14 protein-coding genes, 1 pseudogene and 1 riboswitch are annotated in these 12,132 nt (G+C 52.5%); of the genes and pseudogenes, 9 read left to right on the top strand and 6 right to left on the bottom strand.

Going from position 1 to position 12,132, the window contains the following annotated elements; all coding sequences use genetic code 11:
* Positions 1 to 39: 39 nt before the first annotated feature.
* On the top strand, positions 40 to 1,476 hold the full coding sequence (hldE, locus tag AC3ITF_RS03205; RefSeq protein ID WP_115257466.1) for a bifunctional D-glycero-beta-D-manno-heptose-7-phosphate kinase/D-glycero-beta-D-manno-heptose 1-phosphate adenylyltransferase HldE: 1,437 nt from the start codon (positions 40 to 42) through the stop codon (positions 1,474 to 1,476).
* A gap of 53 nt (positions 1,477 to 1,529) precedes the next feature.
* Here the strand turns inward: hldE and AC3ITF_RS03210 are convergent.
* Positions 1,530 to 1,646: pseudogene (locus tag AC3ITF_RS03210) on the bottom strand (hypothetical protein); the annotation flags it as partial.
* A gap of 178 nt (positions 1,647 to 1,824) precedes the next feature.
* Between AC3ITF_RS03210 and glgS the strand changes: the two are divergent.
* Complete coding sequence (gene glgS / locus AC3ITF_RS03215) at positions 1,825 to 2,031, top strand: cell surface composition regulator GlgS (RefSeq protein ID WP_096755633.1); 207 nt, start codon at positions 1,825 to 1,827, stop codon at positions 2,029 to 2,031.
* A gap of 33 nt (positions 2,032 to 2,064) precedes the next feature.
* On the opposite strand, the gene ubiK is transcribed toward glgS, so the two are convergent.
* On the bottom strand, positions 2,065 to 2,361 hold the full coding sequence (gene ubiK / locus AC3ITF_RS03220; RefSeq protein ID WP_135953046.1) for a ubiquinone biosynthesis accessory factor UbiK: 297 nt from the start codon (positions 2,359 to 2,361) through the stop codon (positions 2,065 to 2,067).
* A 132-nt stretch (positions 2,362 to 2,493) separates the two neighbouring features.
* Positions 2,494 to 2,643: riboswitch (FMN riboswitch) on the top strand.
* A 106-nt stretch (positions 2,644 to 2,749) separates the two neighbouring features.
* Between ubiK and ribB the strand changes: the two genes are divergently transcribed.
* Together ribB and AC3ITF_RS03230 are read left to right on the top strand one after the other, a co-directional pair.
* On the top strand, positions 2,750 to 3,403 hold the full coding sequence (gene ribB, locus AC3ITF_RS03225; RefSeq protein ID WP_489176124.1) for a 3,4-dihydroxy-2-butanone-4-phosphate synthase: 654 nt from the start codon (positions 2,750 to 2,752) through the stop codon (positions 3,401 to 3,403).
* Positions 3,404 to 3,923: 520 nt separating this feature from the next.
* Entirely contained in the window at positions 3,924 to 4,100 is a 177-nt protein-coding gene (locus AC3ITF_RS03230; RefSeq protein ID WP_115257468.1) for a hypothetical protein, read from the top strand.
* 65 nt (positions 4,101 to 4,165) lie between these two features.
* Here AC3ITF_RS03230 and zupT read toward each other — a convergent pair whose 3' ends face one another.
* The gene (gene zupT, locus AC3ITF_RS03235) at positions 4,166 to 4,939 is read right to left on the bottom strand and encodes a zinc transporter ZupT (RefSeq protein ID WP_489176426.1); all 774 of its coding nucleotides are present in this window, start codon (positions 4,937 to 4,939) and stop codon (positions 4,166 to 4,168) included.
* Between the two features lie 147 nt (positions 4,940 to 5,086).
* Here zupT and ygiD point away from each other — a divergent pair, with 147 nt between their 5' ends.
* Positions 5,087 to 5,875: a 4,5-DOPA-extradiol-dioxygenase gene (gene ygiD, locus AC3ITF_RS03240; RefSeq protein WP_489176125.1), complete on the top strand. Its 789-nt coding sequence runs from the start codon at positions 5,087 to 5,089 to the stop codon at positions 5,873 to 5,875.
* Between the two features lie 85 nt (positions 5,876 to 5,960).
* Here ygiD and AC3ITF_RS03245 read toward each other — a convergent pair whose 3' ends face one another.
* The 3 genes from AC3ITF_RS03245 to tolC all read right to left on the bottom strand — a co-directional run bounded on the left by AC3ITF_RS03245 (position 5,961) and on the right by tolC (position 9,440).
* Positions 5,961 to 7,121, bottom strand: a complete 1,161-nt coding sequence (locus tag AC3ITF_RS03245) for a glutathionylspermidine synthase family protein (RefSeq protein ID WP_096755641.1) — start codon at positions 7,119 to 7,121, stop codon at positions 5,961 to 5,963.
* A 5-nt stretch (positions 7,122 to 7,126) separates the two neighbouring features.
* The gene (locus AC3ITF_RS03250; RefSeq protein WP_096755642.1) at positions 7,127 to 7,804 is read right to left on the bottom strand and encodes a DUF1190 family protein; all 678 of its coding nucleotides are present in this window, start codon (positions 7,802 to 7,804) and stop codon (positions 7,127 to 7,129) included.
* 148 nt (positions 7,805 to 7,952) lie between these two features.
* Positions 7,953 to 9,440: an outer membrane channel protein TolC gene (tolC, locus tag AC3ITF_RS03255; protein WP_137363335.1), complete on the bottom strand. Its 1,488-nt coding sequence runs from the start codon at positions 9,438 to 9,440 to the stop codon at positions 7,953 to 7,955.
* Between the two features lie 199 nt (positions 9,441 to 9,639).
* Here tolC and nudF point away from each other — a divergent pair, with 199 nt between their 5' ends.
* From nudF to yqiA, 4 genes are read left to right on the top strand one after another with little or no spacing between them, the layout of a single operon-like run.
* The gene (gene nudF, locus AC3ITF_RS03260; RefSeq protein WP_096755644.1) at positions 9,640 to 10,272 is read left to right on the top strand and encodes an ADP-ribose diphosphatase; all 633 of its coding nucleotides are present in this window, start codon (positions 9,640 to 9,642) and stop codon (positions 10,270 to 10,272) included.
* On the top strand, positions 10,269 to 10,691 hold the full coding sequence (locus AC3ITF_RS03265; RefSeq protein WP_096755645.1) for a DUF1249 family protein: 423 nt from the start codon (positions 10,269 to 10,271) through the stop codon (positions 10,689 to 10,691). The genes nudF and AC3ITF_RS03265 overlap by 4 nt, the downstream gene beginning before the upstream one ends.
* Before the next feature lie 24 nt (positions 10,692 to 10,715).
* Positions 10,716 to 11,543, top strand: coding sequence for a 3',5'-cyclic-AMP phosphodiesterase (gene cpdA / locus AC3ITF_RS03270; RefSeq protein WP_489176126.1), 828 nt, complete (start codon positions 10,716 to 10,718; stop codon positions 11,541 to 11,543).
* On the top strand, positions 11,543 to 12,124 hold the full coding sequence (gene yqiA / locus AC3ITF_RS03275) for an esterase YqiA (RefSeq protein WP_115257472.1): 582 nt from the start codon (positions 11,543 to 11,545) through the stop codon (positions 12,122 to 12,124). Before cpdA ends, yqiA begins: the two co-directional genes overlap by 1 nt.
* Positions 12,125 to 12,132: the final 8 nt, after the last annotated feature.

Raw genomic sequence — 12,132 nt, forward strand, 5'->3', positions numbered from 1 at the left:
AAATTTTAAGACCCTCAGAGAATCTCTCAGGAGACAGGAATGAAAGTAACGCTGCCAGAGTTTGAACGTGCAGGAGTCATGGTTGTCGGTGATGTGATGCTGGATCGCTACTGGTACGGGCCTACTAGCCGTATTTCACCAGAAGCCCCAGTTCCGGTAGTCAAAGTGGATACCATTGAAGAACGTCCCGGCGGCGCGGCAAACGTGGCGATGAACATTGCCTCTCTGGGCGCAAATTCCCGTCTGGTGGGGTTGACTGGTATTGATGACGCGGCACGTGCGCTGAGTAAAACGCTGGCGGACGTGAATGTGAAATGTGACTTCGTTTCGGTGCCGACGCACCCGACGATCACCAAACTGCGCGTACTCTCCCGCAACCAGCAGCTGATCCGTCTGGACTTCGAGGAAGGTTTCGAAGGCGTAGATCCACAGCCGCTGCACGATCGTATTAACCAGGCGCTGGGTTCTATCGGTGCTCTGGTACTGTCTGACTACGCCAAAGGCGCGCTGGCCAGCGTGCAGCAGATGATTGCGCTGGCACGAAAGGCTGGCGTACCGGTGCTTATCGATCCGAAAGGCACTGATTTTGAACGCTATCGCGGTGCGACGCTGCTGACACCAAATCTTTCCGAGTTTGAAGCGGTTGCCGGTAAGTGCAAAAGCGAAGAGGAACTGGTTGAACGCGGCATGAAGGTGATTGCGGATTTCGACCTTTCCGCGCTGTTGATCACCCGTTCCGAGCAGGGCATGACGCTGCTGCAGCCGGGCAAAGCACCGCTGCACATGCCGACCCAGGCGCAGGAAGTGTATGACGTGACCGGTGCTGGCGATACGGTTATTGGCGTGCTGGCGGCAACGCTGGCGGCGGGTAACTCACTGGAAGAAGCGTGTTATTTTGCTAACGCTGCGGCGGGCGTGGTAGTGGGTAAGCTGGGGACGTCCACCGTTTCGCCTATCGAACTGGAAAACGCTGTGCGCGGTCGTGCGGATACCGGTTTTGGTGTGATGACAGAAGCCGAGCTGAAACAAGCCGTGGCCAGCGCGCGCAAGCGCGGTGAGAAGGTGGTCATGACCAATGGTGTTTTCGACATCCTGCACGCGGGCCACGTCTCTTATCTGGCGAATGCGCGCAAGCTGGGCGATCGTCTGATCGTGGCGGTAAACAGCGACGCATCCACCAAACGTCTGAAAGGTGAAACGCGCCCGGTCAACCCTCTCGAGCAGCGTATGATCGTACTGGGTGCGCTGGAATCCGTCGACTGGGTGGTCTCTTTTGAAGAAGATACCCCACAGCGACTGATCGCAGGTGTTCTGCCGGATCTGCTGGTAAAAGGTGGTGACTACAAGCCGGAACAAATTGCGGGTAGCGAAGAGGTATGGGCGAACGGCGGTGAAGTGCTGGTGCTGAACTTCGAAGACGGCTGCTCAACGACCAATATCATCAAAAAGATCCAGAAAGACAGCGATAAGTCATAGTCTGGTCGATTGCCGGATAGCGGTATAAACACCTTATCCGGCATTTCTGTCTCTTATGCTTCAGTTTTCTCCACAGGCTGTGGGCTGTTTTTCAGCGGCTCAGCCAGGGCGTGAAGCGAACCGCCGGACAAACCAATCTCATTTAACAGCGAATCAATCAGCGGAGCCTGAAGTTCTGCAGGTTCCTTACATCCGAAAAAAGACATCTCCCCCTCTCAGATTTCGTAGGAAAATGTGAAGCATAGCTCTCAATTTGCGCACATTATGTACAGAACAACTTCGCGTATAGGGAAATACTGGAATCAGAAAAAGCATATGGCCTTAACAGATATTCAATAACTGGAGGGTATGCTCATGAACAGCAATATGTATTCACTGAACAATTTCGATTTCCTGGCCCGGAGTTTTGCCAGGATGCAGGCTGAGGGGCACCCTGTTGATATTCAGGCCGTAACCGGCAACATGGATGAGGAGCACCGCAGTTGGTTTTGCAAACGCTACGCGCTGTATTGCCAGCAGGCAACTGAGGCGAAAAAATTAGAGCTGGAACACTAACAGATAAACGGGCCTTGCGGCCCGTTGTCGTTTTTACGCTTGCGGATCGACGGGCGGGATAGCAGGCGCAGGCTTCACTTCAGCCGGTTTCTCGCGCGCTTCCAACTCGGTCAGGCGTTGCTCAAGCAGCGCGAGCTTTTCGCGGGTGCGCAGCAAAACCTGGGTTTGTACATCAAACTCTTCGCGGCTTACCAGATCCAGGCGCGTCAGCTGTGACTGCAGCGTTTGGCGAATCTTTTTCTCGACGTCTTCCCCAAACTCGCGGATCCCTTTCGGCATCGACTCGTGGACCTGACGAGCAATCTGCTCAATTTTTTTCGGGTCAATCATGGTGGTTTCCCTGAACTGGTACGTGTTGCTGCCTATTGTAGTGCGAACTGGCAGCGGCATAAACCAGAATTGTGTGAAGTGAAGTCAAGCAAAGGCGTTGATGAAGGTAATCAATAGCGTTATAGTTAACTCGCTTATTCTCAGGGCGGGGCGAAATTCCCCACCGGCGGTAAATCAACTGATGTTGAAAGCCCGCGAGCGCTTTTCGTTAACGCGAAAAGGTCAGCAGATCCGGTGTAATTCCGGGGCCGACGGTTAGAGTCCGGATGGGAGAGAGTAACGATCCAGTCGGGCATGGACCCGCTCACGTTATTTTTTTGCCGCTTAGACGGTACTCCTAAGACTGCCCTGATTCTGGTAACCATAATTTTAGTGAGGTTTTTTTACCATGAATCAGACGCTACTTTCCTCTTTTGGTACGCCTTTCGAACGTGTTGAACTTGCGCTGTCTGCGCTGCGTGAAGGACGCGGTGTGATGGTGCTTGACGACGAAGATCGTGAAAACGAAGGCGATATGGTTTTCCCGGCAGAAACCATGACCGTTGAACAGATGGCACTTACCATCCGTCACGGTAGCGGTATTGTTTGCCTGTGCATCACTGAAGATCGACGCAAGCAGCTCGATCTGCCAATGATGGTGGAAAATAACACCAGCGCTTACGGCACGGGCTTTACCGTGACCATTGAGGCCGCTGAAGGCGTAACTACCGGTGTTTCTGCTGCTGACCGTGTTACCACGGTTCGCGCGGCAGTTAAAGACGGTGCTAAACCTTCCGATCTGAACCGTCCGGGACACGTTTTCCCGCTACGTGCTCAGGCTGGCGGCGTGTTGACCCGCGGTGGTCATACTGAAGCTACCATCGATCTGATGACGCTGGCAGGTTTTAAACCGGCTGGTGTACTGTGTGAGCTGACCAATGATGATGGCACCATGGCGCGCGCGTCAGCGTGCATCGAATTTGCAGGCAAGCATAATATGGCTGTGGTCACGATCGAAGATTTAGTCGCTTACCGTCAGGCGCACGAACGTAAAGCCAGCTGATAGCACACGCTTTACCACGCCAGTTGCGGTGGCAATAAAAAACCGAAGTCAGTTTTCTGGCTTCGGTTTTTTGTTATTACGGCCCGCCTATTTAGCTTTGCCCGGACGAACGGTATCCTTTAACGAGGATATACTGCTTTATATTTTATCGACATATAATATATTCCGCATGCGCTATTTTTGTATTTTTTACTATATAAGAATATGGCTAAATCTTTGTGATAAGTAAATGTGTTTATTGTTTTAGATGTGTTTGTTATCAAGCCCTAGTGTGTTGATTTAATTAAATAAAGTAAGTTTGGAATGTACTTATTATAATTAATTTTATTTATAGATGCTTGCAGGTTCTGTATTGTTTTATTTTGAATGCACGTTTTTCAATTGGCTCTATCCGCTGGTTTATATGATCGAAATCATCTATTTGTTTCTGTAATGTGCCACTATAGTGGTAGGTTGAAATAAGGATATGTGAAATTTTAACGTTAAATGTTTAATGATGTTAAATTTTAAGGGTAAAAGAATGTTTATTGCCTGGTATTGGATGGTATTAATTGCACTCGTTGCTATTGGTTATTATTGTCATATGAAGCGTTATTGCCGCGCGTTTCGACAAGACCGAGATGCGTTGCTTGAGGCGCGTAACAAACTCTTCCGCCGTACGAACGAAGAGGCTGGCACGGTCAGGGAGCATGAATAATCCCTGTCGCTTTGCTGTTGTAGAGGCGGATGGCCTGCAGGGCAGGACAGCATCCGCCGTCTGTATTAGCCGATGCCCATTGATTGCAGGATGACAAGGCTGAGTCCCATCACCGACATTCCGCAGAGTACACCATAGCCGGGGTTATTATTTGGGTCGATTTCTTTTGCCAGCGGCATCAGTTCATCGACGGACAGTGCGACCATAATTCCGGCAACAGCCGCCATAATTGCCGCCATGACCACCGGTGAAATTAAACTCCCCAGAATTAACCACGCCAGTACGCCGCCGAGTATTTCCGCCATACCGGAGATCCCAGCCCAAAATATCGCGGTACGTTTCGAACCGGTTGCTGCGTACACGGGTCCGGCAACGGCCAAACCTTCAGGAATATTATGCAATGCCACGGCGAGGGCGATACCAAAACCCAGCTCGAGGTTGCTGCTGGCAGTCACAAACGTCGCGACCCCTTCCGGGAAATTGTGCAGACTAATGCCAAGCGTGAGCAAAATGGCGGTGCGTTTAATAGAACCGGGTAAAGGTTGTGTTGTTTTTTGCACGAGATCCTGAGGATGGGCGTGCGGCAGCAAACGATCCAGACCAAAATAGCCCAGTAAGCCTACGATAAACATCCCGTAGCCAAGTACGGGTGACATTCCTTTTGCAGCCAGTGCGGCGGGTAGCATCTCCATCAGGGAGATAAGCAGCATAATGCCCGCGGCAAAACCCAGAGAAAAGGCGAGCACGCGGTTTGAGGGCTTTTGTCCCAGCACGCCAAGAAAGGCGCCAATAAAGGTGGCGGCACCCGCCAGTAAAGTCAGAAGTAAAGGTACTGACATCGACAAATCCAACTCCTTATCCATCAGCTGTCCGGGCCAGACCGTCAAAATAACTGATGATCTTCATCATGGTTATCTGAGTTCTTCATCAACCGAAAAAGCGTATTGTGATGATATCAAAATGACTCCCTCAGTAAGGATATCATCATGTCTTCAACTCGTATGCCAGCATTGTTTTTGGGGCACGGCAGCCCGATGAATGTTCTGGAAGATAACGTTTATACCCGTGCCTGGCAGCAACTGGGGGAAACGTTGCCGCGCCCGAAAGCCATAGTCGTGGTTTCGGCGCACTGGTTTACCCGTGGCACTGGCGTAACTGCCATGGAAGCACCGAAAACGATTCATGATTTTGGTGGTTTTCCGCAGGCTCTGTATGACACACATTATCCGGCGCCGGGCTCGCCAGAACTGGCGCAGCATCTGGTGGATTTGCTGTCTCCCGTCCCTGTCGCCTTAGACAAAGAAGCCTGGGGTTTTGACCACGGGTCGTGGGGCGTGTTGATCAAGATGTACCCGAATGCCGACATCCCGATGGTGCAATTAAGCATTGATAGCACGAAGCCGGCCGCCTGGCATTTTGAAATGGGTCGTAAGCTGGCGGCGCTGCGCGACGAAGGTATTATGCTGGTGGCCAGTGGTAACGTGGTACATAACCTGCGCACGGCACGCTGGCACGGTGAAAATACGCCATACCCGTGGGCGTCCTCATTCAACGATTATGTGAAGGCCAACCTGACATGGCAGGGACCGGTTGAACAACATCCGCTGGTCAACTATCTGGATCATGAAGGCGGATCGTTGTCGAATCCAACGGCGGATCACTATCTGCCGCTGCTTTACGTATTAGGCGCGTGGGATGGAAAAGAACCCGTGACAATTCCTGTGGACGGCATTGAGATGGGTAGTCTGAGTATGCTGTCGGCGCAGGTTGGATGATTAATGCCCGATGGCGCTGCGCTTATCGGGCCTACAGTTCGTGTCGTAGGCCGGGTAAGGCAGAGCCGCCACCCGGCACTTTCATTCATTCGACAAAAATATGCGGATAGAAGCGGGAAAGATCTTGAGTGATCAGCGCTCTGTCTTCGCGAATGCCAATCCCGGCTGGCTGATCGTTAATCAGCCAACTGCCGATCAGCACGTAGCTATCGCCAAACTTCGGTAGCTGATGGAACTGCTGTACGATCATACCTTCTTCACCGTACGGGCCTTCCACCGATTCGATCGTTTTACCGTTCTCAACGATCGAGACGTTAGCGCCTTCACGCGAGAAGATCGGTTTCACGACGAATTTTTCCATCTGTGGATAGTCGTCTTCGGCGAAATACGCAGGCAGCAGGTTCGGATGGTTCGGGAACATGTCCCACAGCAGTGGTAACAGCGCTTTGTTGGAGATGATGCTCTTCCAGGCCGGTTCCAGCCAGCGAACGCCGGCATCTTCCAGCTTGGTAGAGAACATCTCGCGCAGCATAAATTCCCACGGATAGAGCTTAAACAGGTTGGCAATCACCTGATCTTCTAAGTCCGTGAACTGACCTTTCTCACCGAGGCCGATATCTTCGACATAGAGGAATTCGGTGGCGATTTCCGCTTCGGCCGCGCAATCCTGCAAATACTGGATGGTCCCGCGATCTTCGACGGTGTCACGACAGCAGGTCAGGTGCAGTAGCTGAAAACCATACTGTTCGCGCAGCGCGGTGAAGCGTTCAATCAGCTTTTCCTGCAGGCTGTTGAACTGATCGCTGCCTTCCGGCAGGTTCCCGGCATTGAGCTGATCTTCTAACCAGATCCACTGGAAGAATGCAGCTTCGTACAGCGAGGTTGGCGTATCGGCGTTGTTTTCCAGCAGCTTAGGTTCACCGATTCCATCCCATGCCAGATCGAGGCGGGAATAGAGCGACGGCTGCTGAGTCAGCCATGACTGGCGGACAAATCCCCAGGTGTGTTTGGGAATACGAAACTTGGTCATCAGCTCGTCGCTGGCGATGACCTTTTCAACCACCTTGAGGCACATTTGGTGCAGTTCAGCGGTGACGTCTTCCAGCTTTTCGACCTGTGCAAGCGTGAGCTTGTAGTAGGCGTCTTCACACCAGTACGGTTCGCCGTACATGGTGTGAAAGTTAAAACCGTATTCGGTGGCTTTTTCGCGCCAGTCCGGGCGCTCAACAATACTGACTCTTTCCATGTGGATCAGCCGCCCATTGAACGCGTGGTGGTACCGCTGGCGCTACGTTGCATGGTGCTTTGTTTGGCGACAGATTCACCAAAGCCGCCGCGCGTGACGGTTGATGTGGTTGCCGGTTTCGGCGCCATGGCGGTTTTCGGTACGGTCATGCTACGGCCCGGCGTTGCTGCGCCGTAGTTTTTGCCGCCAGCATCGGTATATTTGCCGTAGGCCGGGCTGGCCGGATTTTTCGAGCTGAACAGCGGCTGCTGAGCGCCCATACCGCCGCCCATCATGCGGCCCATCATGTAGCCTGCCATCAGCGGCATCCAGAAGCTGCCGCTGCTTTGATTCTGTGCCTGAGCCTGGCCTTCACCCGTTGGTGCCATACCGGCCTGTGCAGGTGCCTGCTGGCACTGACCTTCGCCGAATTCAGCGATACAGTCTTCGCGGGTGGCGTACTTCGGCGCCGTGCGCTCAGCTTCTTTCAGCGCGTTGTTGAATGCGGTTGTACATTCAGCGCTTTTACCCGGATTCGCCGTCGAGCAGTCGTCCGCATTTTGGTAAAGCGATACTGTTTCGTCGCTCTGCTCACAGCCCGCCAGCATAATAACGGCGGTAACAGCCAGGGCAACAGGAGTCAGGTGGCGTGCGCTCCAGCTTTTGCGGAACGACGCGTGATGTATAGATTTTGTCCGTTTCATTTATGTCTTCCAGGACCCAGTGGTAAATACTGCTCAGAATAGAGGATGACTGGTCGAAATTGAAGCGGGAAGAGGCGAGAATGCGGAAGAAGGGGCGGATCTTTACGTTGTCTTACGTTCAGACGGGGCCGAAGCCCCGTCATCACCATCAGTTACGGAACGGATTGTTGCCGGTGCTGCTGGTTGAACGTGCTGCTGTCGGCTGAGCGACTGCCGCGTTGTTGCTCGCGGTATAGCCGTCTGCTGCAGCGTCTTGCTGTGTGTTTTCCGGCGCGACGGTGTCAGGCGCGGTCGGAATCGGTTTGCCCAGCGTATTGTTCAGCGCCACCAGATCCTGTTCGTTCAGCGTACCGAGCGCAGATTTGATGTTTAACTGGTTAATCAGATAGGTATAACGTGCGTTAGCCAACTGCTGTTTGGCGTTGTACAGCGTGGTGGTGGCATCCAACACATCCACGATGGTACGTGTACCAACGGAATAACCGGCTTCCATCGCGTCCAAAGAGCTTTGTGCAGAGACAACCGCTTGTTTGTACGCGTTAATGCTACTGATGGACGCATTAATGTTATTGAAGGATGAACGTACGGTCTGTACCACGCTGCGGTGCGCACTTTCCAGCTGTTCGCTCGCGCCCACAAAGTTGTACTGTGCTTGTTTCACCTGCGAGTTAACCATGCCACCCTGGTACAGCGGCAGCGAGAAATTCAGGCCAATTTTGTTCTGACCCATATTGCTGTCGTCATACTGAGTACCGGTTGCCGCGCGGGTTTTAGAGCCGCTGTAAGAGGTATCAGAAACACCGGTAGAGGCGGTTAAATCCAGCGTCGGCAGGTGACCGTCCTGCGCCAGACGAATTTGTTCACGCGCCAGGTCCTGGCTTAAACGCGCCTGCAGCAAGGTCAGGTTGCGATTTTCGGCTTCTTTCAGCAGTGCATTCACCGCCTGCGGCTTGTTGGTTTTAAAGCCGTCAACGTTCAACGAGGCCAGTTCCGGGTAGTAGTTGCCGGTAACCTGGCGCAGCTCTTCCACCGCGTTGTCCAGATCGTTACGTGCGGTAACTTCATTTGCCAGCACGGTATCGTATTGTGAACGGGCGTTCTGTACGTCAGTAATGGCGACCAGGCCGACGTTAAAACGCTGGGTAGTCTGATCCAACTGACGGTAAACTGCGTCTTTCTGTGCCTGGGTGTATGACAGCACATCAATCGCGTTCAATACTTTAAAATAGGCCGTGGCGGTATTCAGGATCAGCGTTTGCTGATCGGTCTGATAGGTCACATCCTGGATGCCCGCTGATTTTTCTTGCAGCGTCAGGGCACGCCATTTCGACATATCAAACAGAGACTGAGTCAGGGTTAACGAAGCAGAGGTGGCGTTGGAATTCACGCCGTTTGCATCACGGTAGCCATTGCTGTAGGTGTAATCGGCACCTAAGCCCAGCTGAGGCAGTAACGGACTACGCGCTTCGTTAATTTTTTCGAATGCAGCATCGCGATCGGCGGCGGATTTACGCAATTCCGGGTTGCTCAGGCGTGCTTGCTGATAAACCTGCATCAGGTTCTCTGCCTGGCTCAAAGTACTGAACCCCGACAGGCTCAGGCCGATAAGGATGGGGAGCAATTTCTTCATTTGCATTCCTTGTTGTGAAGCAGTATTTAGCGCTGATCAAATGGTAAAAATAATTGTTGATTCTAGCAGAATCCACCACTTCAAAAAGTTGGCGTTACGTGCCATACGGCGTTAATTTGCATCAATTTAACACAAGGGCGCCCAAACAGCAGTCATACGACCTTGAAATTCACATTTTAATCACTATTGGTATCAGGACAGCACAATGCGTAAACCAGACAGCTTGCCAATGACTTTCACGAAAAATGATGTAGAAATTATTGCACGAGAAACGCTATACCGCGGTTTTTTTTCACTGGATCTTTATCGGTTCCGCCATCGCCTGTTTAACGGTGGAATGAGTGAGGAAGTCACGCGCGAAATTTTTGAGCGCGGACACGCGGCGGTCTTGCTACCCTTTGACCCTGAGCGGGACGAAGTTGTGCTGGTTGAGCAGATTCGTATTGCGGCATTTGATACCAGCGAAAGCCCGTGGCTGCTGGAAATGGTCGCCGGGATGATCGAAGAAGGTGAAACCGTTGAGGACGTTGCCCGCCGTGAAGCGATGGAAGAAGCCGGACTGGACGTAAAACGAACCAAACCTGTGCTGAGCTATCTGGCAAGCCCCGGCGGCACGAGCGAGCGCCTGTCCATTTTGGTCGGCGAAGTGGACGCCACGACCGCAAGCGGGATCCACGGTCTGGCGGATGAAAACGAAGATATTCGCGTTCATGTGGTAAGCCGGGAACAGGCTTATCAGTGGGTGGAAGAGGGAAAAATCGACAACGCGGCTTCTGTCATCGCCTTGCAATGGTTGCAGCTGCACTATCAAGAGTTAAAAACTGAGTGGAAAAAATGAAGCGTTATACACCTGATTTCCCTGAAATGATGCGCCTGTGCGAAACCAACTTTTCGCAACTGCGCCGTCTGTTGCCGCGAAATGATGTGGTCGGCGAAACAGTGAGCTATCAGGTGGCAAACGCACAATATCGGTTAACGATTGTTGAATCGACCCGATACACTACGCTGGTTGCGATCGAACAGACGGCGCCTGCTGTCACTTACTGGAGCCTGCCATCGCTTACCGTCCGCCTGTATCATGATGCGAGGGTGGCTGAAGTGTGTTCAAGTCAGCAGATCTTTCGCTTCAAAGCGCGGTATGATTACCCAAATAAAAAGTTGCATCAACGCGACGAAAAGCATCAAATTAATCAGTTCCTGGCCGACTGGTTACGGTACTGTTTAGCACATGGAGCGATGGCGATTCCGGTTTATTAGCGTCGTGAAACCTAAGGACACCATTTGGAAAGCCTGTTAACCCTTCCTTTGGCTGGTGAGGCCAGAGTCAGGATCTTGCAAATTACAGACACTCACCTGTTTGCCGAAAAGCATGAAACGCTGCTGGGAGTGAACACCTGGGACAGCTATCTGTGCGTATTGGACGCTATACATGCTGAGTCGACCGACTTCGATCTGATCGTGGCGACAGGCGATTTAGCGCAGGATCAATCCGCTGCGGCGTATCAGCATTTTGCTGAGGGTATCGCAAGCTTTCGTGCGCCTTGCGTCTGGTTACCTGGCAATCATGATTTTCAGCCAGCCATGTACAGCGCCCTGCAGGACGCCGGAATTTCGCCTGCGAAACGCGTCTTCATTGGTGAACAGTGGCAAATTTTGCTGCTCGATAGCCAGGTTTTTGGCGTTCCCCACGGAGAATTAAGTGAGTTCCAGCTTGAATGGCTGGAGCGAAAACTTGCCGATGCGCCTGAACGGAATACCTTGCTGCTTTTGCATCACCACCCACTGCCTTCGGGCTGTAGCTGGCTCGATCAGCACAGCCTGCGCAATGCTGCTGAGCTGGACAACGTGCTGGTGAACTATCCGCGCGTGAAGTATCTGCTGTGTGGACATATTCATCAGGAGTTGGATCTCGACTGGAACGGTCGCCGCCTGCTGGCTACGCCGTCGACATGCGTGCAGTTCAAGCCGCATTGTGCCAACTTTACGTTAGATACCATTAGTCCCGGCTGGCGTACGCTGGAACTTTTTGCTGATGGTTCGCTGCACACTCAGGTGTGCCGTCTGCCGGGAATTCGGTTCCACCCTGATACCGCTTCAGAAGGCTACTGATGTCTACGCTTCTCTATCTACACGGATTTAATAGCTCTCCTCGCTCGGCGAAGGCGTGTCTGCTGAAAAGCTGGCTGGCAGAGCACCACCCGCACGTTGAGATGATCGTACCGCAGCTGCCACCGTATCCTGCCCAAGCGGCAGAGATGCTGGAATCAATAGTCCTTGAGCATGGCGGAGAGTCGCTGGGGATTGTTGGCTCCTCTTTAGGAGGTTATTACGCCACCTGGCTGTCGCAATGTTTTATGTTGCCTGCGGTGGTGGTGAACCCTGCGGTGCGGCCTTACGAACTGCTGGTCGACTACCTTGGCCAAAACGAGAACCCCTACACGGGCCAGCAATATGTGCTAGAGTCTCGCCATATTTACGATCTTAAAGTCATGCAGATTGACCCGCTGGAGGCGCCGGATTTGCTCTGGCTGCTACAACAAACGGGCGATGAAGTGTTGGACTACCGCCAGGCGGTGGCGTATTACGCCTCCTGCCGTCAAACTGTTATTGAGGGCGGAAACCACGCATTCACAGGCTTCGAAGATTATTTCAACCAGATTGTCGATTTCCTTGGACTGCACAGTTTTTGACGATCAAT

Source organism: Citrobacter sp. KH_055_1, assembly GCF_057838705.1.